The sequence below is a fragment of the Mariniblastus fucicola genome, assembly GCF_008087665.1.
GTDB classification, from domain to species: Bacteria; Planctomycetota; Planctomycetia; order Pirellulales; family Pirellulaceae; genus Mariniblastus; species Mariniblastus fucicola.
This window is the reverse complement of sequence record NZ_CP042912.1, coordinates 5,948,448-5,971,784: the sequence shown is the minus strand read 5'-3', so window position 1 is coordinate 5,971,784 and position 23,337 is coordinate 5,948,448. Positions and strand designations below refer to the sequence as shown.

General features: G+C 51.4%; 15 protein-coding genes. 2 read left to right on the top strand and 13 right to left on the bottom strand.

Annotation, left to right across the window (positions count from 1 at the left end):
• Nucleotides 1–242: 242 nt before the first annotated feature.
• The 9 genes from MFFC18_RS22355 to MFFC18_RS22315 form a co-directional block, all read right to left on the bottom strand.
• The gene (locus MFFC18_RS22355) at nucleotides 243–2,465 is read right to left on the bottom strand and encodes a recombinase family protein (protein ID WP_162273928.1); all 2,223 of its coding nucleotides are present in this window, start codon (nucleotides 2,463–2,465) and stop codon (nucleotides 243–245) included.
• Nucleotides 2,466–2,505: 40 nt separating this feature from the next.
• Entirely contained in the window at nucleotides 2,506–2,697 is a 192-nt protein-coding gene (locus MFFC18_RS25125) for a hypothetical protein (protein ID WP_075083660.1), read from the bottom strand.
• A gap of 82 nt (nucleotides 2,698–2,779) precedes the next feature.
• The gene (locus tag MFFC18_RS22350; protein WP_075083661.1) at nucleotides 2,780–3,238 is read right to left on the bottom strand and encodes a hypothetical protein; all 459 of its coding nucleotides are present in this window, start codon (nucleotides 3,236–3,238) and stop codon (nucleotides 2,780–2,782) included.
• Nucleotides 3,239–3,372: 134 nt separating this feature from the next.
• Complete coding sequence (locus MFFC18_RS22345; protein ID WP_075083662.1) at nucleotides 3,373–3,567, bottom strand: hypothetical protein; 195 nt, start codon at nucleotides 3,565–3,567, stop codon at nucleotides 3,373–3,375.
• 312 nt (nucleotides 3,568–3,879) lie between these two features.
• The gene (locus MFFC18_RS22335; RefSeq protein ID WP_075083664.1) at nucleotides 3,880–4,833 is read right to left on the bottom strand and encodes a hypothetical protein; all 954 of its coding nucleotides are present in this window, start codon (nucleotides 4,831–4,833) and stop codon (nucleotides 3,880–3,882) included.
• Between the two features lie 70 nt (nucleotides 4,834–4,903).
• Nucleotides 4,904–6,400 carry an AAA family ATPase gene (locus MFFC18_RS22330; protein WP_075083665.1) on the bottom strand — a complete coding sequence of 499 codons (1,497 nt, stop codon included), beginning with the start codon at nucleotides 6,398–6,400 and terminating at the stop codon, nucleotides 4,904–4,906.
• Nucleotides 6,397–6,588 (bottom strand): DUF2997 domain-containing protein, encoded by a 192-nt coding sequence (locus MFFC18_RS22325; protein WP_075083666.1) that lies wholly within the window; start codon nucleotides 6,586–6,588, stop codon nucleotides 6,397–6,399. Before MFFC18_RS22325 ends, MFFC18_RS22330 begins: the two co-directional genes overlap by 4 nt.
• Nucleotides 6,585–6,947, bottom strand: a complete 363-nt coding sequence (locus tag MFFC18_RS22320) for a DUF1257 domain-containing protein (RefSeq protein WP_238381213.1) — start codon at nucleotides 6,945–6,947, stop codon at nucleotides 6,585–6,587. The genes MFFC18_RS22325 and MFFC18_RS22320 overlap by 4 nt, the downstream gene beginning before the upstream one ends.
• Nucleotides 6,948–7,435: 488 nt before the next feature.
• Entirely contained in the window at nucleotides 7,436–7,621 is a 186-nt protein-coding gene (locus tag MFFC18_RS22315) for a hypothetical protein (RefSeq protein ID WP_148619051.1), read from the bottom strand.
• A gap of 272 nt (nucleotides 7,622–7,893) precedes the next feature.
• On the opposite strand from MFFC18_RS22315, the gene MFFC18_RS22310 reads away from it, so the two are divergent.
• On the top strand, nucleotides 7,894–11,280 hold the full coding sequence (locus tag MFFC18_RS22310; protein ID WP_075083669.1) for a TM0106 family RecB-like putative nuclease: 3,387 nt from the start codon (nucleotides 7,894–7,896) through the stop codon (nucleotides 11,278–11,280).
• A gap of 2 nt (nucleotides 11,281–11,282) precedes the next feature.
• Nucleotides 11,283–12,818 (top strand): hypothetical protein, encoded by a 1,536-nt coding sequence (locus tag MFFC18_RS22305; RefSeq protein WP_075083670.1) that lies wholly within the window; start codon nucleotides 11,283–11,285, stop codon nucleotides 12,816–12,818.
• Here the strand turns inward: MFFC18_RS22305 and MFFC18_RS22300 are convergent.
• The 4 genes from MFFC18_RS22300 to pglZ all read right to left on the bottom strand — a co-directional run bounded on the left by MFFC18_RS22300 (nucleotide 12,812) and on the right by pglZ (nucleotide 23,335).
• Complete coding sequence (locus MFFC18_RS22300; protein ID WP_075083671.1) at nucleotides 12,812–14,923, bottom strand: DEAD/DEAH box helicase; 2,112 nt, start codon at nucleotides 14,921–14,923, stop codon at nucleotides 12,812–12,814. The two genes, MFFC18_RS22305 and MFFC18_RS22300, sit on opposite strands and share 7 nt — an antisense overlap.
• A 153-nt stretch (nucleotides 14,924–15,076) precedes the next feature.
• On the bottom strand, nucleotides 15,077–16,399 hold the full coding sequence (brxD, locus tag MFFC18_RS22295; protein ID WP_075084113.1) for a BREX system ATP-binding protein BrxD: 1,323 nt from the start codon (nucleotides 16,397–16,399) through the stop codon (nucleotides 15,077–15,079).
• Nucleotides 16,400–16,615: 216 nt separating this feature from the next.
• Nucleotides 16,616–20,449 (bottom strand): BREX-2 system adenine-specific DNA-methyltransferase PglX, encoded by a 3,834-nt coding sequence (gene pglX, locus MFFC18_RS22290; RefSeq protein WP_075083672.1) that lies wholly within the window; start codon nucleotides 20,447–20,449, stop codon nucleotides 16,616–16,618.
• A gap of 153 nt (nucleotides 20,450–20,602) precedes the next feature.
• Complete coding sequence (pglZ, locus tag MFFC18_RS22285) at nucleotides 20,603–23,335, bottom strand: BREX-2 system phosphatase PglZ (protein WP_075083673.1); 2,733 nt, start codon at nucleotides 23,333–23,335, stop codon at nucleotides 20,603–20,605.
• Nucleotides 23,336–23,337: the final 2 nt, after the last annotated feature.

Here is a 23,337-nt window from a genome sequence, read left to right as displayed (position 1 = left end):
TTCATATCTTCTGGCGGACTCCGCCAGTCTTGGGCTATCGCAAACCATAAATATATAAGTTCGCTGACTCTTATTTCCCCTTTGTCACTAATGCCCAATATTCGAGGACTCGAATATTCGCAATTAGTCTCGATTGTGAAGTACACGTCAGCTTGATGTTTGATACCTAAAAAAAAGGATTTTGCGGCCGCCTGGCGGCGACCACAAACTCCCAGGTTATCATCGGCGAGAAACAAATCCGGTTACTTGGGGCGATTCTTGACCGCCAATCGCTTCCGCCGAGTGCGGCCATCCTCAAGGGGCACGTTGTTCTCCTCGTGCCAAATTCGGACAACTTTGGTGATCGTGTCTTTGCATACACCAACGTCATTGGCGATTACTTGTAGCAACCTATCCTGGCGATACAACTCCATGACTCGATCGCCAATCCGGTCGTATGCCGGTGGGTTGGGTGGTGCGATGGCGGCGCGCCGGCTACGACCGTCGACGAAGACCTCACCACGCTGATCGTAGGCATACTTCAGAAGTTTTGTGATCTTTGACTTGGAACATCCTAGTCGAGAACCAATCTCCTTACGGGGCAACTCTTCGGCCGTGTCGAGTCGGTAGGCTTCATCTGCCTCTGCCTGGAAAGGGCAGGGGCGATTGAAGTCAATTGAGACCCGTCGCGACGGTTGTTTGTCGTCCAGTCCGGAGCCATCTGTCAGTACTGCTCCGAGGCAAATGTCAAATTCTGCACGCAGCCACCCTTGGCGAGGCTCGATACTGCCTGCTTGATGAAGTTCAATCTCACCACCAACAAGTAGCCGCAAGACACGACGGAAACGCCCAAGAACGGCAGGATCTTTTGCGCGAATCGAATTGAGCAAGCTATCAGCGAGGGTCTTCAATTTCTTGACGGTTTCCTCAAACGTTGGGATCTGAACCTCGAGCGAAGAATCACGATTGAGCCGGGCGAGCCGCGACGTGACTTCCTGGCGTTCGGCACGCAACTCCCCCAGAATTTCATCACTTTCGGCGATTTCGATATCTGTCGACCCTTTGTCTTGCTTCAGCGCGGCAATCTTGCGTCCCAGCTCCTTCGATTCGTGTTCGAGTCGCCGTATCTCGTTTGGGTCGACGACCTCGCCAGATTCCAGAGCTTCTACGTACGCCTTGTGGGCATCACGAACGAAGTCCTTGTCTTCGGTGATGAATCCGACAATCTTCTCAATCAAAAGCTTGGATGCGAGCTTGGTTGGCAACTTTGAAACCAGGCAGCGCTGTTCACGTTGAAGCTTGTTGCATTCCGGACAAAAGATATTGTCGCCACTGATCCATGTTGGGCGCTGGTGTTGAGGACAGACAAACAAGCGTCGAATCAGTTCGCTCCCTGTTGGCTCGCTCGACTTGCCGCGTCGCCGTCCGCCGTTGGACTTGGCAATCGCTATTAGTCGCTGCGCTTCGAACCAGATTCTCGACTCTACGATTTGCAGCTCCGAATGATGAGCAACATGCAATGGCTCATCACGTTCCTGTCGAATGACGTAGTCGGCATCAGGCATGTCGACATTCATCTTTTCGCCGTATTTGAAAATACCGAGATATCGTTCATTCTGTAGCAGAATATTCAGCGCTGTAATCGACCAGGATCCTGCACTCCGCGGTGGTAGCGGAGCATCAGGGTCGGCAACCAGCCGACGGACGATTTCAGCGCGCGAGAGACCTTCGTAAACGAACCAGTGAAAGATCAAGCGAACATACTCTGCTTCGAATTCGTCTATCGCCCAAGTTCGGCGAGGAAACCCCCGCCGAGTTTCCTGTCCCTCAACTTCGTCACCACAAAACCCGAACGTGACGGTTCCAGTGATGACTTTGTCTTGAGCAAGGTGCAAATGCTGACTGACAACATTGTCTACGTGTGCCCGTGCACCATGCTCATCCAGTACCGCTGCCATCTGAAGACGAATCCCGTCAAAATCCCTTTCACTCGAGTCAAGGTGGTCTTTAACAAAAATTAGGCGAGCTTCCCAACGCTTGACGGCCCGGTCAATCCAGTGAAGGGAACGGTAGGTCTTGCGGTACAAGCGGTTAGTTTTCAGGACAAGCAGCACACTTGCCTTGCCCGACTCCAAAGTCTTCTCAACTTTCTGCAAGCCTTCGCGATTTGCCTTCGAGCCCCGTACTGCGACATCAAAGAAGATCTGATCGATGCTGATATAGATTTGGTTGGCAACGGCGAACACTAGAAGTGCCCGAATTTGAGAGGCGATGGAGTCCTGGAAGCGCGAAGAGTATCGGGCGTAAAGAGCCCCGGGAGTCTTGCCTTTCAGCTTCTGCATCTCTTGATAGAATTCTTGATAGACCGATGCAACCTCGAGCTTTGCTTCTTGCCAAAGTTGGCGTTTACTCTTGTTGCCCTTTTCCGGCCGCATCCGCCGCCGACTCTTTTTCTTTAAAAACGACTGCATATTTTCGACTGTCATCTTTCTACTCCAATATTGAGTTTCAACAAAATCGGTAGCTTTATTGGTTGCCCGTTTCATCTCTGTTGCAGATTGCAACAGGTGTCGAAATTTCTGAAATGTCATCGGTGGCACGCACTTCGTCGAAGTGAAGCGTTGCCAAAAGTTTCCCCAGAATCGTTGCTGCAAGACCGCGGCGTTCTGGAATCGAGAGTTCTTTGGGTTTGGGTTTTCGTTTACGTCGTCGTTTCAAGATGTTGCTCCATTAATAAAAAAAGGGCGACCGGAAATCCGATCGCCCTGAGGTTAGTTAAGTTGTCAATCGACTGTCGCCGCTAGGCACGCGCCAAGATGCAATTTGCTCCGGTTCTGGGTTGAAGATCCGGATGCAGACAGATTTCTGACGATTTAATATTCAGCCGGTAGCCGTTTACGACAGAAACGATCTGCGCACTGAGATCCGTTAATTCGCATTCGTCAAGGATCTTTGTCAGTCTTGACTTTCGCGATCGAAGACCGGCGTGGCTGATTTCGCTTCGGCCACCAAAGCTCCAGCGATCAACCGCACTGCCAGTTTCCTTTGCGTATTGAATCAGTTTTTCGAACAGGCTCCAAACTGATGGCGTGAAATCCGGAAGATACTCGCGCCCGTTCCAGTAGACCTGTTGGGACTGAATGTTGACGACCAGCCGATATTTTGATGCGACTGCTTCAAGCAGCTCGTCGACATCGGGGCCATGTAAGAGAAGATTGCTACGCTGCGCTAAAAGCTGCTCTGCCTGTTGATTGTGCATCAGATTCCTCCTTGCACACAAAAGAATGAACTTTTCACTGCTCTGCGTACTACGGAGTTATCCGAAGAACTCCATCAACGTAATTCAATTGAGAGAAACGGCTCAACCCCAGTTTCCGAATATTTTTCACAAGTTTACAAATAGCGGGGCAGGAGAGTTGGCCCTGATTTCCGCGTGCTGTCCAGAAGATCCCAGTCCACGACCAGCGGCGTTTGCCTTTCCTCAAGGGGGATAATTTCTTGCAACGGACTGAATCCGAGACGCCGGATGGTGCCGACGTGCTCTCCGGTTTGCTGTGAAATTTCTTGTTCAAGTTGTTCTTGCGTCATAATAACTCCATGAAAAAAGCCCGGATGCAATGCACCCGGGCGTAAAGATTTAGTAAGTTGCTAAGCTCTACTTCGAGCTGAGCCAGTTTTTCTCCAGCCACCGTCTTTCCGCAGCAAGAGCTGCAGATCGCAAACGGAAAGGGCCAAGTTTGGGGCCGCCCACCGGTGAGAGGTCAGCGACCCATCGATCTCTCTGAATGGGTTCCACATGGCTGCCACGTCGAATCTTCATTCGTCCGAGAGACGACAGCGCAATCGATTCGTCGTAAACGCAGCGTATATTTCCGGATACATCAATCATGATCTGCATCGCTACCTCGCTTTCCGAATGAGATTGCGTCGAGGGCGATCCACAAGCAGGTTGTCGAGTCTGCCGCCGACTTCTTGTAACTCTGATGCAACGGTATCGCGTACGAGACGGTTTTCGCGAAGCGACTGAGCCGTTCGTCCGCTGACAATCTGTTGGCAAGCGTCGACGAGCGAGTCCAGATCTTCGTTGGACCGAACGTTGAGCCTGCGGAAGCGATCAAAGAAGTCATGCAGGTTGGTGACAGCCGTGTCTCGGAAGACTTTGGGTTTGCCATCATCTTCGCCAGTGAGCCTTTCGGTCAGGTGTTCGACCAAATGATGAAGTTCATCAACGAACGCAGTCTCTGCCATTTCAAGAGCTTCATCGAATCGGCGAGCGACTCGATCCGCTTCCTGGCGGTACAGGTCGGGGCGAAGCCGTCGCATGTAATCGGGAACTTCGATGCTTGGGAATGTCCAGAAAACGCTGAACAGCCCAACGAGAGAAGCAGGATAGTCACTCGCATTGAACAGCTGACCAAGTCTCTGACATGCAGAATCCTTTAGTTGACCGTAGACTTCGTCCAGCGACTCTACGGCTTCTGAAAGCTCGGCCTCAAAGGAAAGCATGCGATCATTGAATCCTTCAATGCCATCTTGTCGGATCAATCTCACACCAGGCAATGGGAATGGTAGCGTTTCTCCTTTCCAGTAAGAATTCATGCGGCTCTTGAGAGAACTCACATTCTTCCAGGCTGGATGCTTTGTGTTGAGCAATCGCTTTCCGGCCGACAGGACTTCGCGATCTGCTCCGAAAGAATCGGCAACGGTCGCCTTTTGGTCATCGCTAAGCGATTTCGTAGTGCCGAACCAGTTAAATGACAGTTTGCAAGCGGCCATAGTCAAACGAAGACGCTCGGTCGCAGTATCGGATGTAGTTGCCTCAACATCAGGCTGGGGTTCAAGTGTTGTACTCATGGTTTCTCCTGAAATGAAAAAAGCCCCGCCGATCCGAAGATCGACAGGGCCAAGGTGGGGGTAAATAGAATCAGTTGTCAGACGGTTGAGGGCCGACCGAGGTCATGGTGCGCCGCTGTGTTGGCTTTGCGTGGTCGAACTTGTAAGTTCCCCCTATGTTGGCAGACAGGCAGCGGTTGCTGGCCCAGCTGCGCAGATCGCTGACGGCTTCACGGTTAGTGACGGCGATAGGCACAACGTGAGAACTGGCTTCGACCAACGACACTCCCAAGAGCGAAGCAAGTCGACAGCAAGAGCGAACTTCACTTCCTGTCCAAAACTCGTCATCTGGGATTGTCTCGACTGGGTCGATTCCAAAATGACTCATCCATATGTGCCATATGGCAAGCTTGTCTTCTTTCGAAGGCAAGTCACAGAAGAATATGCCATCAAGGCGTTCCGCACGAGTCAGCTCTGGAGGGAGCTGCGAGATGTCGTTGCTGGTCGCGACCACAAAAACATCGGACGTGTGATCAGAGAGCCAGGTCAACAGCGATCCCATCAGTCGAGTCGAGACACCGCTGTCATTGCGACCGCCGCCGCCTGAACCCGACAATCCTTTCTCCAGTTCATCAATGAAAAGGATCGCCGGTGCCATGGCATCAACAATTTCCAGTGCTCGACGTACGTTGCTCTCGGACTGTCCCACAATGCCACCCATCAGCCGACCAATATCCATGACCAGCGTTGGGCGATTGGCCTCATGTCCCAAAGCTTTGGCAAAGGCACTCTTTCCCGTTCCGGGAACACCCAGCAAAAGGATGCCTTTCGCTTTCGCTCTGGTCGACGAAGAGCCGAGTACTTTCTTGCAAAACTCCTTTGCCGAATCCATGCCTCCGAGCTGATCGAAGCCAGTCGTGCTTTCGTGCATCGTCAACAGTCCGGATTTGCGAATCGTTTGGCTTTTCAACTGTTGCACTGTCGAACTCGATATGCGGCCTTCCCGGATAACTGAAAGCGCGAAGGCATTCTCAGCTTCGAAACGAGTCAGCCCCGATGCGGCATCGATCGTTTCATCGAGTTCGCTTCCTTCCGGAAGCTCACCATCGGACGCAATCTCCGTTGCGATCGTGACCAACTGTTCGCGGTCAGGGAGTCGATGGTCCAGAACCGTGAAAAGCTTTTCCAACTCCACGGGTAACTCTGTCTTTGGAGACAGGACAACGTAAAACTTACGCGTGCTTTTGCCCGCTTCGATTTGTTCTGCAAGGGTTTGAGTGACTTCCGCATTTCCCAGGAAACGATGAAAATTCTTCAACACAAGAATCGAAGGCATCTCAGTCGATCCATCTGAAGTGAAAGCCCGGATGGCCGCCAGTGGATCCGTGCGACTTTCTGAGTTCAGCGGGGTCGTACCGCTTGCCATCATGCCGTTCGCAACATCCCAGGTGAAGAAGTTCCAGTCGTTGTCGCGGCAGAGTCGACCAGTTTCCGCAATCGCTTCGGCGTGTTCGTGAGAATGAATCCACAAACCCGTGAAGCATGCCGATATGTGATCATGTAGTTCTTCTGATAGTGTTTGAGTCATAGGCTTTCCTTTTGTTCATTGAATTGATTCTGAGATTCGTACAGCTCTGGTTTTTTAGTTTCCGTCTTTGAGGCTCCAAGGGCCTCTCGAAACACTTTGGTTGCTTCACGACAAGTGTTGCCTTGATAACCAATCGCCTCAACTTTGCTTTGACCGTCCGGCGAGACGGTGACTTCGATCGTTCTCATACGTAGCCTCCTTCACCGGTTTCGATGATTAACTTGATGCTGCCATCCTCCAGCAGTTGTTCCGTTGACGAATAGCCTTGAAGTCTGGCCTCAATGGCTGCTTTCTCTACGGCATAGCTTTGAAAGAATTCACCAAGTCGGTTTGGATCGCCCCATCTTCCTTCGTAGTTGTCGTAAGCGACTTCGCCAGATTCGACTTTGCAAACAACAGGATATTTCCAGTCCCTGAACCGTACGCCCCAACCTGTTTCCGTCGAGTTGTACAACTCAAACGTGCCATGGTTGGGTGGCTCCAGTCGTAGCCGACGACAGGCATGGCGAACTGCGTTGATGTCGCGGATTTGAGTTTCAATTTTCACGATGTGAGACAAGTTTCTTTCTCCGTTTCGTTTTGGTTGGTGCGGTTTCTTCTTTGGAGCAATCTTCGATCGCAGTTGAATTTGGCGCGATGATCAGCCGAGGGTTCGGTGATGCCAGTTCCTGAAGCAGGATTGTGTTGATTTCGTCCTGTTCGACGGATCGTTGGTTTGCCACCCAAATCAGATAAGCGCATAAAAAAAGCGGCATGACTGCCGCAAATGCTATGGCCAGAAACCTGAACGATTCTGACCAAGCCAATTCTGATCTTCGTTGCCGGTGAAGGTCACGCCGATCCTGTTCCAGATTTTCAAATTGTCCATTGAGTTTCAGTCGCTCATTTTGTAGTCCATTCCTCTCTTGTTGAATTTCACGATTGAGTTCGACGATCGTGTTGTTGGCTTTCGCGAGATTGGTATTAATTTCATTCTGCGAGTGAGCGACACGTTCAGCCATGTTCGCCATTTTTTCGGATTCACTTTCGCATCCGTTAATCAGTACTGCAGTCAGAATCAAGATTCCGATTGCCGAGGTTTGCATCATAGGCACTTCTCCAGTAGTTAAGCGATTGTCGGAGCAACTCTTCCAACGCTCTGCGTCGATTCCGTTCGCGAATGAACAGAAACGTCAACGCAAGAATCAGAATTGCGTTGCTGGTAACGATTGCTGTGATCAAGAAATCTCCTTTCCGTTGGAGCTCTGACAGCTAACTTGCCGTCACCTTACATGCCGCAAAATTGCATTCATTTTAGGCGTAACCAAGAAATTTGAGCATCTGTGTTTCACGCACGCCCTTCGCTTCGTTGATCGGAATGCATCAACTTGCGCTGGACCAATTGTGGTATGACGCGGTTCAGCGAATAACGAGTATTCGATGACCATGTTTTTTGCAAACAAGGATACAATTATGTTTGAACCAGGAATAGTTCTCAGGAAATCGGAAGACGCGTGAAAAAAACCAATGGTGCAATACTCTTCTCAGCGACAGACTTGGCAAACCATCTTGCCTGTTCCCATACCACTCAACTCAATCGCCAGTACGTTGATGGAGACATAAAGCTTGAATATCGCGAAGATCCGATGCTCGATCTCCTTATCGAATTGGGCGAGAATCACGAGCAAGCCTACCTTGAATACCTGAAAGGTCAGGGGCTCTCTGTTGTGGAACTCAAGGAGTTCGACGGTTCAAGCACTGAGATTGCGATCAAGGCGATGAGAGAAGGCGTCGATGTCATTGCACAGGCATGGCTCAGTTCTCGTCCGTGGCGAGGTCGAACCGACTTTCTTATCAAAGTCGATACACCCAGTGACTTTGGCGATTGGTCATACGAAGTTTCGGATACCAAACTCTCCCAGATAACTAAATCGTCTGCCGTAATCCAGCTTTGCTTGTACTCGGAAATGTTGGCCGAAGTACAAGGCGTCTTGCCGAATTCAATGTCAGTAGTGAAGCCAGGCGACGCAAAGGCGGATGCTTTTGAAATAGATCGCCTGCGAGTAACGGACTACATGGCCTATTTCCGCATGGCCAAGTCTCGTTTCGAGGCTGCCATGAACGCGGAACTCGATTCATCAAGCTATCCAGAACCATGCGACCATTGCAAGATTTGCAATTGGTGGCCGCTTTGCAACCAAGTGCGTCGAAATGACGACCACTTGTCGTTCGTTGCCGGGATGACCAAGTCACAACGTGTAGAAGTCGTCGATCAAGGAATCTCAAAGTTGACTACCTTCGCCGAAGCCGATAAGCCACTGTGCGAATATCCCAAGCGAGGAGCGGTTGATTCGTACAACAAGTCTCATCGGCAAGCTCAAATTCAGCTGAAAGGAATTCGCTCTGGAAAACCTGAATACGAGTTCAATGAGATTGAAAACGATCGGGGATTCTTGCGACTGCCCGAACCCTGTCCCGGCGACATATTCTTTGACATCGAAGGCAATCCAAGGGCGATGGAGGATGGTCTGGAATATCTGTTCGGTTATGTCACTCTTGATGAAGGTAGGACTCTTTATCGGGGCATCTGGGGATTGAACAAAAAAGATGAGCGAAAGTCATTTGAACAGTTCATCGACTGCGTTCTTAATCGCTGGGAAAAGTTTCCCGAAATGCACATCTATCATTTCGCGCCCTACGAGCCGTCAGCACTGAAACGGCTGTCACTCCGGCACGCAACGCGTGAGACCGAGCTGGATGATCTGTTGCGAGGTGAAATCTTCGTCGATCTTTATGGCGTTACGCGCCAAGGGATTCGTGCGAGTGTCGAAAGCTATTCCATCAAACAGTTGGAGCAATTCTACGGCTTTGAACGCGCCGAAGTCCTTGAAGAAGCAAGTAAGGCTCTACGAGAAGTTGAACGTCTGATCGAACTCAATATGACTGACGAGATTCGGGATCATCACAAAGAAGTCGTGGAAAATTACAACAAAGACGATTGTTTATCGACGCTAGTCTTGCGCGATTGGTTAGAGACGCTGCGCAGCGAACTGGCTGGCACCGGAGTTGACTTACCAAGACCGCCGCTGGGAGATCGCGAGGCGAAAGACTCAGTCAAAGAGATGTCAGCAGAAGCAGCACGAGTTTTTGATCTACTAGCTTTCGACATTGAAGACGAACCAGTTGACGATAACCAGTCTGCCAGATGGCTGCTCGCTCACACGCTTGAGTATTTCCGCCGTGAAGAAAAGTGCATGTGGTGGGACTACTTTACGCTCAAAACCATGGAGTATGACGAGTTGCTCCGTGAAAATCGTGCTATCGCGGGTTTGGGATTTGTTGAGGAACGACAGCCAGAGAAAGGCAATCTACCGATTCACGTTTATGAGTTCCCAATTCAGGACACGATCCTCGAAGCGCGGGCCAAAGTCAGGGATACGGAAGACAACAGTATTGGGTCGATAAAGTTTATTGACATCAAGGAAAATTTGGTTGGAATCAAGAAGGCCGGAGCTGCCGTCGACATTCATCCAAGTAGCGTCTTCGAATTTGACATTATCCCATCTGGCTCCTTGCCTGTGTCACTCCTTGAATTTGGAGAGCAAGTCGCAAATGCTGCAAAGAGCGGCAAGGAAATTAAGTCCGCTCGTTACGACTTGTTGGCAAAAAAGCTACCTCGACTCAAGACCATGCAATTGCCTATTGAGGGTGCCGCGAAAGACAATGCTATATCCATCGCTCTGGATCTGGACAACAGCTACCTTGGAATCCAGGGGCCTCCAGGAACAGGCAAAACTTTCGTAGGTAGCCATGTCATTTCTGAGCTTGCCAAAGCTGGAAAACGTATTGGTGTCTGCGCTGTTGGCCACACGGTGATAATTAACTTGTTGAAAAAGGTCCATGAAAGATGCAATGAGAGAGGAATTTCGATTCCACTCGCACACTGCGGTGGAAAACACGAACTGCCGGACTACATCAAGAAAGTGGCCAATAAGAAAGTCATTGAGTCACTGGATAAAGGCTGCGTAGTTGGTGGCACAGCATGGCTCTGGTCGAGCGAACCGATGATGGAACAGCTGGACTACTTGTTCATCGACGAAGCAGGCCAGATGTCGCTGGCGATGGCTTTGGCCGCTGGCCGCGCGGCGAAGAACATTATTTTGCTTGGTGATCCACAGCAACTTGAACAACCTCAACAGGCATTGCATCCGGAGGGAGCCGAAATCTCTTCATTGGCACATGTCATCGACGGCAACGAAACCATGCCGCCAGAGAAAGGACTATTTCTGGAGACGACTTGGCGCTTGCACCCAAAAATCTGCGGTTTCAATTCGGAACAGTTTTACGAAAACAGATTGCAAAGCCTCGAAGGTTTGGAGCTCCAAGAGATTTTTGCGGAGCCCGAACTGAGCGGAAACGGGCTGCGCTTCTTTCCCGTTGAACATGAAGGCAATCAAAACCGAAGCTTCGAAGAAGTAGAATTCGTTTGCGATCTCTACGATCGACTATTGTCGAATGGCGACCAATGGGCAACGAAAGATGCGGAACTAAAGCCGCTCACTCATGACGACATTTTGGTAATTGCACCGTTTAACGCCCAAGTTAGTGCTTTGAAGAAAGCCCTGCCTGATGACACATTGGTCGGAACAGTCGACAAATTCCAAGGGCAAGAAGCTGCCATTGTCATTTACTCGATGACATGTTCTTCAGCCGAAGTCGCTCCACGCGGGATGTCTTTCCTGTATGACCGGCACCGACTCAACGTCGCCACCAGTCGGGCACGAGCACTCGCAATCGTTGTCGGTTCTCCAGCCTTGCTCAATGCGTCCTGTAATTCTCCCGCCCAGATGCGACTTGCGAATGCCCTTTGCAGGTTCCACGAACTATCAGAATCGATTTAATAATGAAAAGCATCGAAGAAGAGATCCTGGAGACTTTCCTTACCTCACGGCGTCAGACGAACAACAAAGCAAGGGATGCAAGAGGTGCGCTAGCATACTACGGCTTTTCCAACGATGTTTTGCCAAGCATGGAGGTCGTCGGAAAGAAGTACTCAATAGGGAAAAGGCAAAGGGTTGAACAGGTCCTCGGTGACTACTTCCGAACGAATCCAAGAATCAAACAGATTGATGGCATTCAAGCGGCCGCAAAACTTGTGTCTGCGCAACCAGTTTCCTTTTGGTCAGACATTCAGGCAGCACTTTGCAAATTTGGTTTTATCTCCAATGACTACGTGGCAGCTCATCTACTGCTTCTATTGCAAGACTTGGGCTTCTGCGAGGAGTTTGAACTATTCACGCCGACAGGCGAAAAGGTGACCCGATCAAATTCAATTGAATTCGAGCAATTCATCTTCGTCCATAGGGATGCGAAAAAGGCCGTTTCAAAAGACATCATCAAATTAAGGAAGTTGCCAGCGGGTCGCGGCATGGCAACTTTGGATGCAGCTAATCTCACTCACTTCAGCGGCAATGAGTTACAGCGTTTAATTGATGGAATCCCTGATTCATGGCAGTGCCAAGATGAAGGTCAAACGTGGTTTCTTTTTGAAGATCGAGACAGTCGTCTGGTCAATCAAATGGAAAAGGCTTACTGCACCGGTTCAACTTGTAAAATCACGAGGCTGGCCGAGGCACTTGAGATTGGATTGCGAAATGGCTCTGCCAAGCCCGGTTTTCCGCCACTAGGAGTCATTCGATCGTATCTCCGATCCTCAAAGTTGACGCGCGTTGAGAATGACCGCGTAACATTTAATGGCGAAGAAGGAAAATTGTCTGATATTGAGATCGCATGTATTCAGTATTTCGACTCAATCAATCGCCAACCTGTTGATTCAAAAACTCTAAAGGCACATCTGGAATCGGCAAACTTCGATTTTGGCGAACCGTTGATTGAAAGTGTGATATACAGATCGTCCCTGATCCACATCGACAAGTCCGGCGGCCCACGGAATTACCAATACTCTCTTGCATGCGACGAAGACGGTGTAGCCGAACTTGGAAATGGCGAAAACGATCGCTACCAAGAATTCGTCAACCGATTGAAAGACATTGCGGAGCTGGGCACCGATGCGGAACACGAAGCGACCCGGCGACGAGAGCAGGATTTGCTAGGTAAGTGGATTTTCGCCGACAATGAACGTGAATGCTGCGGGCTATGCGGCAAAGAGTTTGAACGAGCGGCATTGAGAACTGCCCACAAAAAGAAGCGTAGCGAGTGTTCAGAATCAGAGAGGATCGACCCTTACGTCGTCATGCCTATTTGCTTGTTCGGGTGCGACTACCTCTATGAAAGAAAGTTAGTCACCGTACGAGAGGGAAAAGTGACGGCGGGCCCGGAAAGCTCAACTTCAGCAGCCAGTAGTGAAGCGATTGCCCTGCTTGTTGGTCGAGAAGTCGATGAACGCTGGACGGCCGGTAGTCCCGAATACTTTCATTGACCACCGGCGGCGATCAGCCGCGTGTGTTTGGCGAGCGTGAGTTGGACAGCGTCGCGGTCGTTTAATCTGGCCTGAAGCAATTCGATGGCCCGGTGATGAGGCAAGCATTCTGAAAACTTCAGCCCTTCAATTGCTTGGTCGTCAATCAACGGCTCGATGTCGGCCAGCTCCATTTCCTTCAACTGATGAATCGCCTGTTCCATCGCGTCGAGGTTGGACGAAGTCGCCCAGCGGATCATCAAATCGTCGGCAGTGCAGCGTTCTTGCAAAATCGCGGACAGGATACCGGCCATGGCGAGGTTGGCACGCTTGCCGGCGAACGTCCACCACTCGTACCCACCTGTTGCTGGAACGACAACGGTATTCTCATGGTCCAGCCACGGATAGTTTTGGCGGATCTCGCCAATACGCTCTCGGGCACGATCTGACCAGAAACTTCGATCGTCATCCATGGCCAACACTTGTTGGATCTGTTGGCAAAATCGGTAGCCGAGTCCCTGCCCGTCACCCTGCCAACGAGAACGGCCTCGCAACTCAACGGCTTCAACAAACGCGGTGCGTCGGTTCCAGTTCAGATGAGTCACTCGCCACGCACGTCCGCCAAGCAGTAAAACCCTTGGCCCGTCTTCACGTGACAGGAAAGTAGATATATCAACGGTTCCAAGTTCCCGGCGGCCCTGCAAGATTTTGAAAACTGGCGGCGACGTGAATACGGAAAACAAGTCCATGAAGTTCCGCCTTCCGAACGTGCTTTCTCCTTCCTGCCCCAGCCAAACGATGCCGCTGTCCTCGGCGAGAATCTCCCGCTGCAGCATCCAATCGAAAATCTCTTGTCGAGCTTCTTCTGACATTTGATCGTAGCCGGGAACACCAGCAACGGATTCGAACCATTTAGACTTTCCGATGCCTCGCTTCTGAAGCGCCGTTGCCATCACCTGTTGAGCGAGAATGTGGTACGGCAACGCAGGAGGCTCGACTGGTTCCACATAACCATCGGACCAGAGATCAATCAACGCGGTCGCCTGAACCAGTGCCTCGGATCGCGTGGTCAGAAACAAGCAGTTGCGACGACTTCCTGACCGTCGTCCCGTACGCCCCATCCGCTGTAGAAAACTCGCTACCGTGGATGGCGAATCAATTTGGACCACTCGATCGAGGTCACCCACATCAACGCCCAGCTCCAGCACGCTGGTGGCGACGATCACGCAGTCATCTCGTTCAGCAAACGCCTGTTCCGCCTGTCGTCTCTCATCTTGGCTGAGTGAACTGTGGGTCACAAACGTTGATATTTGTCTTGAACGCAGGTTGGTCGAGATCTCTTCGGCTCGGGCACGACTATCGGTGAAAACCAAACGCTTCTCACCTCGATACAACCGGGAGAGCATCAAAGCAGCGTTGTCGGCGGACCCAACGTAGTCAAGTTGGACGTCAGCATCCCCACCATCCTGTGACGGCGGAGGTTTGTAAACTTCGCGTGGGCCGGGCGAATCACTGCACAACCAATCAACAAGCACATCGGGATTACCCACGGTTGCCGACAATCCGAGCCGCTGCACATCGTTTTCTGCAATCTTGCAAACTCGTGAAAGCACCGACAGTAAATGCCAGCCGCGATCATCTCCCGCAAACGCGTGAATCTCGTCGACAATCACTGCACGAACGTTCTTGAACATCCGCTGATGGTCAACGCTTTGCGATACCAGCATGACCTCGATCGACTCGGGCGTGGTCAGCAAAATGTCAGGCGGCTCCTTCAGGATCTTCTTTCTGGCTGATGCCTTCACATCGCCATGCCACAGCTCAGCCCGCCGGCCAAGCAACCCACAATAGTATTGCAGGCGATCGTTCAGGTTGTTCAGCAACGCCTTGATGGGGCAGATGTACAGGACGCTTAGTGGTTCCCATTCTTCGGTCAGCATGCGGCTGGCGATGGGAAAAAACGAAGCCTCCGTTTTTCCTCCGGCGGTGGGAGCCAGAACGATCAAGTTCTTTTTGTCCAAGACTTGAGGGATGACATCCTTCTGGAACGGGCGCAGGTCACGCCAACCAAGACTGTTGACGATGTGGTGCTGCAATGCGGGATGTAAACTCTCAAAAGCCGACAAATCAATTTTCCTATCTTTAGTAGCGGAGGCTTCCAGCCGCCGAGTCGTTTGTGTTGTAGCGGAGGCATCTTGCCGCCGTTTTTATGTCGGCGGCTGCAAGCCACCGCTACTTTTGTTTAGACGGCGGCAGGATTCCACCGCTACGATCTTCACCTACAAATCCAATTCAATATCATTCACATTCGATGCCGCGACGGCCTCGCGTTCAACAGCGGTCAATTCGGATTCACTCACCGTCAACGAATAATGCTCTCGTGGATTGAACTCGTCATGGAAATCCACCTTGTCCAGCACATCGTTGACCAGCTTCTTCAGGAAAATCCGGGGAGCGATCCCAATCTTGCCCCCCAAGTGCCCGGCGACGGCGTTTGCCAGATCGCCGATGTAGGCATCATCGCATAGTGTGGTGACACGTTCGGCCGATTGAGCGTGGGAGCTGTAGATGTCTCGAATCTTGCATCCCACCTCTTTCATGCGATCCAGACTGAAAGGGCTTAGCCGAACTTGCACCGCTCGCGGATTGTCAAACTTGGAATCGGTGTCGAAATCCACGTGTAACCGTTGAGCCAATGGCTCCAGACGCTGAAGGCCATTGGGCCCATCAAAAAAGGCCGGCGTGCCCGTGATGACTAAATACAACCCGGGAAACCGACCGCTATCAATTTCATCAATCCACTGACGCATCGCATTGAGACACTTGTCCCGCACATCGCTGCGGACGCGTTGGATGGTTTCGACTTCATCCAGAATGACGACCAGCCCGGAATGTCCCGAGTCCCGCATCACGCTCAAGATCCCTTGCAGGAAAGTAAAGGCACCAAAATGGTCCAGATCGGCTTTCACACCCGCAAACCGTTTGGCTGCCGATGCGACATTGGGTTGTCCTGCCAGCCAAGCAAAAATGCCGTCGGCAAAGGCAGGATTGTTTTCCGCCTGAGCCCTGCGGTAGCCTCGCAGTGCGGTCGAGAACATAGGTGAATCGTTGTTGACGGCAGAGAGTCTTTGCTCCAACAGCTCATTGGTTTTGGCCAATAAGGCATCTGCATCGTTAACGTCGATGCTCCCTTCGGCCAGCACGTCTTCTTCTAAAGCGTAGAACCACGAGTCGATGATGTTTCGCAGGGCTCCGCTGGAGGAATCGGCCGATGCCATGCGTTCGTTGAGTCGGCGGTAAACGGTTTCCAGTTTGTGCAGCGGCGTTTCTGTTTCGGAGATTTGGACTTCGCTGGTCACGAAGCCGTTGCGTCGAGCCTTGTCGCACAACCAGCGAGTGAAGAACGTTTTACCGCAACCGTACTCACCACGAATCGCTTTGAAGCCGCTACCACCGGCGGCCACTTTTTTGAGTTCTTCGTCGAGCGTCGTTTCGAATTTATCGAGTCCGACGGCGAATGCATCGAGCCCATTTTGCGGAACGGTACCACGACGCAAGGCGTCAATGATTTCATCGCGGCGTTGTGGGGAAATGTCAGTCATGACTGTTGTTTCTTTAAGGTAGCGGAGGCTTCCAGCCGCCATTTTCGTTGCGGTGGCTTCCAGCCGCCGAGTCGTTTGTTTCGTATTGTAGCGGGGGCTTCCAGCCACCGTTTATGTATGTCGGCGGCAGGATGCCACCGCTACTTGATAAATGTCGGCGGCTGGAAGCCACCGCTACGTGTGTTCGGACGGCGGCAAGATGCCACCGCTACGGTGCTACGTTGGTTTCCAATTCTTAATTTCTTCGCGTGATTTACCCAATTCATTCGCGTTCGATTCCACGAACGTATCGTCGTAATACTCGTTCATCCGCATATCGAACTCGGGATCAAGCTCGCTATGCCACTGATGCAACCACGGCAACAGCTCCATGATACCGGCCAACAATGGTACCAACCTCGGATCGTCACTTCCGCCAAGGTTATTCTTGACATCGACATAGTGAGCACTGATGGCGCGGGCCAGTTGCAAATGATCGTATCCGGCCCAAGCGATCATTAGACTTCCATCGCTCCCTTCGCAATGAGGAAAGCTGACCCAGCGTTCCTTGGGAACATCCAGTTTGCCGCGAAGCTTCCAATACTTGACGCCGCCGCGAGTGTGGAAATCTTTGTCGCGTCCGCTGCCTTTGTATTTGGGAGGAACAGGGATCTTCAAAATCGCATCCAGTTCGCGAGCGATCGGTTCACGGGTGTCGGTGCGTTGTTCGGGTTTGGTCTTAGCGTGCCACGCTTCGATCTTCTTTTGTTGTTCTTCGCTAATCTGGCAATCTTTGGCCAATGCTGCAACACGTGGATCGGAGAACGGTTTGCCATCGCGGAGTTCGTCCTCCAGTCGTTGCAATTGCCAGACCTGTTCCCATTCGGCGCGTTTGCGAAGCCCGTAATCGGTGTATCGCAGGACGGGTAGAAGTGGGACGTGTTCTTCTTTGACCAGTTTGTCAACCAAAGCAAACACATCAAACGCACTGTCATCGGTGTAGACCTCACCGATTTCCATGAACTGCGGATCTGCCGCCGCGGTATCGGCAAGCTTCTTCACCGAATAAAGGGCAATCTCCTGTAGCGGTGCAGCGTCAGCTGAGGTGCTTTCCTTCCTTTCGTCTTCGCGGCTTTGCGTTTCATCCTCAACGGATGCCTTCATTCGGCCGTCGAAATCAAAATAGCTTTCCAACCGATCGAGCATCCAGCTCTCGCAGGATTGCTTCAATGGGTCTGCTCTTTGTGTGTGATTGTATTTTCCCTGACGCCCAATCCAGCGTCTTTTGTAGTCCGGGACTTCAACTGCCCCGAGTAGCTCTGAAGAGTCGATTTCGCTGGCACGCAGTTTCCATAGATTCTCGACTCTTTCATCCGATTCAATTTGACGGATTTCATATCCTTCAGGATGGGTGCTAAAACTCTGCTCAAAAGGTCTTTGGCCCGCATCAATCGTACCAGTTCCAACATTTGCACCTAGAAGAGTGGCTTCGCAAACTTCAAACATTCGATAGGCAATAAAGTCCAACTCCTCCTGCAATAAAATCATTGCTGATCTGGCAGATCTTTTTTCTTCGATAGCTTTAGACCAAATTTCTTTGACTGGAATCTTGTTGTTCAGCGCATTTGCGATGACCTTGCTGGGACTAATTTGTTCCAAAGTCTCACCCAACAAGTGAAGTTGTTTAGCTACCGCTATCAGTTGCTCACGAAGTTCCGGGTTCCTAAAGCCAGTTGGAATCGGAATTTTTTTGACTTGTGTGGTTGAGTACTCAAATGGAACTTTAGAGAGGTCTTGGATTCGGATACTTTCGCCACCGCTCATTTGCTTTCTTTGGCTTACTTGCTTCAGCCAAAAACAAGCGATGGAGCTATTCAGAAATCCTAAGATTGCATAGTAATCATCCAATGTGTTTTTTGGATCAAGCTTGATGATTGGTACAGACCTGTTGAAAACACAGCCACTATCGTCAAGCTTGAAATGATTATGTGATGCGACAAACGGGAATGTGATCGTTAACGGTAGTTTCAGTCTGTGCAATGTAACCTGATGCCATTCCCACCAAGTCCGTCCTTCTTCTTGATAGGTCTTTTTCGCAAATGTTTGACGGCTCCACAGCGAGGCGCGAAATGGCCACATCCACCGATATTCATTTGAGTGGATGTCAAGCTTCACAAGTTGTTCGTTTTCGTAGGGAAACCAAACGTGAGCTCCATCTGCACAAGTCCAATCACGAACCTCATCACCGACAACTAAGCGTCGACTATATTTCGAAGGTATTCTCCAACGGCTAAAGGCCGATGGAGGAGCCAACATTACTTCATCCGCAGCAGTGATTCCAAAAACCCCAATGTCGTCAATTTCGTCGACCAGTGTTCCTGATGCATTAGCTTCGACCTTTTCTTTCAGAGCTGAAACCGCAGCTCCTCCAAGCGACCATGGATGTTTTTTCAAAGTCTCTCTCGAAATGTCTTTCGAGCTCACAATGCGATTTTCTGTCCCCGCCGCGTCAAGTGCATTTACAATGGCCAACCAAACAGGGCCCTTACTTGGATCAACAGGCGTACATGATTCACCGGCCTTTCCGGTAACCACGCGGACGTCTGGAGAGACAGGTGCGCGATTTCTTCCAAACACGATTACAGTTGGGGTAGCGTGGCCCGGGATGAATGCGTTGCTAGTGTCAACAACTGCAAACAAATCAACGGTTGAAAGGAAATTCTCAATTAGCTTTTTCCCGAACTCACGTTTGATAAAACTGTTGGCAGTAATCTGTCCGGTGTATCCGCTGCCTTGGGCAATTTCGCCCGAAACTGCCAACTGAAAAATCTTCTGCATGAACGGTACGGAAAGAGCGTATTTCCTGTGGCATGTGCTGTACAGTTCACGGTAGACGGCGTTTGCCGCACGATCTTTTGGCGTGATGTAGGGAGGATTAGCTACAACAGTGTGAAATGTCTGGTTCTTTAAAATTCGTTTTAGTGCAGCTGAGTCTTCGGTGCGGAAATAGTGAGCTTCATCAGTGAATTCCATAACTTGCTGTCGGCCCACGCCGTGATACAGCGAGTCTCCACACGCAAGATGCATTGTGAACGCTGGAGCGTCCGCTAGCTTGCTGAACTCAGATGCTTTCAATGAAACCAGCAACAAACGAAACCTCGCAATCGCGATCGCAAACGGGTTAATATCAACACCGTGTATTGAATCCAGCGTTCGCTGGACCAGTTCACGAATGTTGGTGCTCGGCTCTTTCGTTTGCCATCGTTTCAGAATTCGTGGAAACGATCCCAGCAAAAAGTGACCGCTGCCGCAGGCGGGGTCGATCATCCGGAAGCCTTTGCTGGTGATCTCATCGCCCTGCTTGTTTTTGACCGGCTCGGCCTCTAACCCAAATTCATCAAGAGCTGGCTCCAGCGTCCGGTCGAGAATAAATTCCTCAACGAAATCAGGCGTCTGCAACAACGCGTACTTCTTCCTCGCATGTACTGATAGATCCTGATACAGATCGCCAAGGAATCGCGTGTCCCACTCAGGATCCGTAAAGTCATGAACCAACAAGCCATCGTCGGAGTTGATCTCCTGAAAGAACTTGTAAACCAAACCGGCCGCATCACCGCTTAACCAGTTCGGCAACTGCATGACCAGATTGTGTTTGCCAAACAGATCGGCACAGCCGGGAAGCTGTTCCATCTCTTGAAAGATGCCCAACAAATACTCACGCAACGAATCGTCAGGATGCTGGCTGATGAAGACCTGATGTTGGTCTTTGGCATATTGCAGTGCATCGCCCGGCCCGGACAGGCGTGGCGGCTGGATCAGTTGGTTGTCTTCGAGGAAGCGCACAAAGACGCAGTTCAACACCCACGCCGCCGCCATCTGCACGGCGTAGTCGGTCAGCCATTTCTCTTTGGAGAGTGCCGTCCGCTCCGCCTCGGTCGCTTTTTTGAATTCTGCGTTCAACGCATCACGTACCTCCGGCACACTGTCTTCGTCGGAACGAGCAATCAGATCCAGCTCAAGTTTCTGAACAAGGTCTTGCAGGTCGCTGAGGAGTGTTTCGCGATTAATCACGGGTGGTTGGCTTTCGGGTTGGGTTGATTTGGATTTAACGCAAAGACGCGAGGTCGCAGAGACGCAAAGTATTCGTCTCTGAAGGTGCTTGGGAACCACTCGCGAGCGACGCTAGGGGTCGCAACGCTTCGGGCTTGTATTTTGGTGTATGGATCATTCCTCAATCTCGAACTGACGTAACAACAGGGGCTTGTTCAATTCGATCGTGCCGGAAGCTTCATCCATACGGAGAATCTCGTAGGCTTCGATGTTCAAGACACGCATGATGCTGGTAATGAATCCACGCATGCGGATCGGAGGTTGATTTACGGCTCGGGCGAGAGCGTTGGATGTTGTCTTGCCGCCACCACGTTCCAATTCAACCAGCACGTCGCGGATCTTTTCCGGGGTTAAACGGTTACGCTTGCCAAACTCCATCTGCGATTCAAACAGGGTGGAATCGAGCAGATTTTTCAGCCATTGTGGCGTTTGGATTTCGGCTCGTTGTTCCGCCATCGAATCGAGTGCTCCCGGAACGGCGGGGGCTTCGGCCAATTCTGTTTTCACGGGCTCTTCGGTGTTGCCATCGGGGTCGGGGCCGTAGATGTCGAATAGCAATCCCGTGGGGATTTCTCGCTCAGCCTGATCGTTGTCATCCGCCTGCGGTGGATGGAAGTATTGCTCGTCCCACCAAGCCGGATCTTCCAGCGTGTATTCGGTCATGCCAGCCGGAAAGTCTTCTGTGGGAGATAAAACGGCAACGGGGAACACGATCTCCTGTGGATTGATGCCGCCGTGGTAACCGTTGTTCTTCCCACGTGTGTAGCGAATACGCTCTGACCAAGGAACGATCACCGGTTGGCCATCAGTAACGACACGCTGTCCTTCCAATCGCAATTCTTGGTCGCCGGGTTTGCCGTCATCAGGACGCCAGCGCTCTCCGCCGCCATCGTGGGCTTTGTACTCCGTGCCCGTTTCGATGATGTGCCCGTGATCGCTAACCAAAACGACCAGACGCTCGGAAGTCTTGGCCTCGTGAAGCAACAATGGCAGGACTTTGATCGCATCGCGTGACCAGATCGTTTCCAATTGCTGGCTCTTGCCCAGATGGTCGTCGATCGCGTTGACGACCACGGCTACGACTTGTTTGTTGGCGTCTTGAATCGAAGCCCGAACGTTGGTGGACAGGTCGCTTTCATCGCCCGGTGCGATGTCGGATTTGTGGAAGATTTCAGGAGGATGGTCCGATTTGCAGCAACGAAGCAATTCGGGATGCTTGGGGAACTCGCGAGACTCAACGTCTTTGTTGCCGATCAGGAAACGACCGGCCAGCAAACTGCAACGAGAACGTTTGGTTTCACTGGGAACTGCTGCCAATGCTCCGTCGACTTTGCCCCGGCCTTCACGGAACAGCCAGTACCAGTCTCGATGCACGATGTCCTGCATCAGCTCCCGGAAGACGGCGGTGCTCATTCCGTCGAGTACGACCAACAGAATTGGGCGATCCTCCGCCAGCGGTGCGACAACATCTTTCAGTAAGGTCTCGACGCCAGAGAACTGGTCAGAGTTGCTGTTGAGGCGAATGGAATCCTGAAACAGACCGGCGAAACGTTCGGCCTGAGTGTGGCGAAGATCGGCGACTTTCGTGAACAGCTTTTCAAATGCGGCTGATAACTCCTGAGAAGGCTCGACTGCGTTAATCTTCAGTCGAGCCCAGTCGACAAAACTGGCTTCGCCCAGTTGGTAGTCAATCGCTTGATCGAGAGCGTCAAAGGAGACCGTTTGTTGGTGCTGACTGCCAAGCCAACGAAGCAGTCGGATCGCCATCTTGATGCGTTCCAACCTTAGTGGCTCCATCGGTGCTTTCATGTGGTCAAAGATCCGCCGGTAGCGGTCTTTGAGCATCTCGGAAATGGCAAAGTCGCTTGTCCCAAGTTGCGTGGAAAGGGCGATGCCAAAGTTGGTCAGTCGCTGATGGAATCCGATCGGCGAAACATCGCTGAGGAAGCACATCTTGTCCGCTCCAAGCTCCTTCAAGATTGCATCGGCCCGACTGAGGACTTGCTTCAGCTCGGAAGTGCTGGCTTCCATTTGGAATCGGACAAGGTCTTTGGAGGCGGCCGCCCACTGGTTCAGGTGTTCTTGCGAGGGATTGGAAACACCCAGCATCCGTTCTTCCAAACGAATCAGGTGATTGGCCATCTCGTGTTTGTGTTCTGAATTCAGTAACACATCCAACACCAATCCGATGGGTAGTGCATCGGGCATGTTGTTCTTTTCCACGCATGCAAGAACCAACTGAGCGGTTTTTCCTGCCGTTGCCGACATCCACTCGGTTGCCGTAGATTTGAATTCATCCGGCATCTGTTTCCATCGCTGGACGTATTCTGGGTTTCGCGACCAGCTAAGAATGTTGTGCAGGTCCAGAGTTTCGGCATTCATGCCAAGGGCGGATTGCAACGTGATGGGCCAGACGGTTTCCGCATCCAAAAACCCGCCCGCGACGGGTTGGACTCGGGGAATGTCCAACATCAGGTCGGCCAACCAATCGTGTTTGGTGATTCGCGGATCAATCGAACGGGCGTGGAAGCGGTCTTTGACCAGTTGCCAACGGTCGATGGTTAGCAGGCGAGTACTGGCCATTCGCAACATCGCGTCCATGCCGATGGTTTCTTCGTCCATGTTGGTGACGGCGATATTGATGGCCCCGTCGACGGCAGAGCGGATGAACTCACGAACCGCTAAGGGCGAATCGCATTGTCGGATGCAGTATCGGATTCCATTGACTTCGCTTTCAATGTCGCCGCTCCAACTGATGGAGGAGCGTACGCCGACCACGCGTTGCAGCTTCTTCTGCGGCAACGATGATACTCCGGCAATCAAATGTGATCGTTTGAGGTCACTCATGG

Bases quoted from the DNA above. Each gene is read 5' to 3' on its own strand.
- MFFC18_RS22355 (WP_162273928.1), bottom strand. From the start codon at position 2,465: ATGACAGTCGAAAATATGCAGTCGTTTTTAAAGAAAAAGAGTCGGCGG.
- MFFC18_RS22350 (WP_075083661.1), bottom strand. From the start codon at position 3,238: ATGCACAATCAACAGGCAGAGCAGCTTTTAGCGCAGCGTAGCAATCTT.
- MFFC18_RS22345 (WP_075083662.1), bottom strand. From the start codon at position 3,567: ATGACGCAAGAACAACTTGAACAAGAAATTTCACAGCAAACCGGAGAG.
- MFFC18_RS22335 (WP_075083664.1), bottom strand. From the start codon at position 4,833: ATGAGTACAACACTTGAACCCCAGCCTGATGTTGAGGCAACTACATCC.
- MFFC18_RS22330 (WP_075083665.1), bottom strand. From the start codon at position 6,400: ATGACTCAAACACTATCAGAAGAACTACATGATCACATATCGGCATGC.
- MFFC18_RS22325 (WP_075083666.1), bottom strand. From the start codon at position 6,588: ATGAGAACGATCGAAGTCACCGTCTCGCCGGACGGTCAAAGCAAAGTT.
- MFFC18_RS22305 (WP_075083670.1), top strand. From the start codon at position 11,283: ATGAAAAGCATCGAAGAAGAGATCCTGGAGACTTTCCTTACCTCACGG.
- brxD (WP_075084113.1), bottom strand. From the start codon at position 16,399: ATGACTGACATTTCCCCACAACGCCGCGATGAAATCATTGACGCCTTG.
- pglZ (WP_075083673.1), bottom strand. From the start codon at position 23,335: ATGAGTGACCTCAAACGATCACATTTGATTGCCGGAGTATCATCGTTG.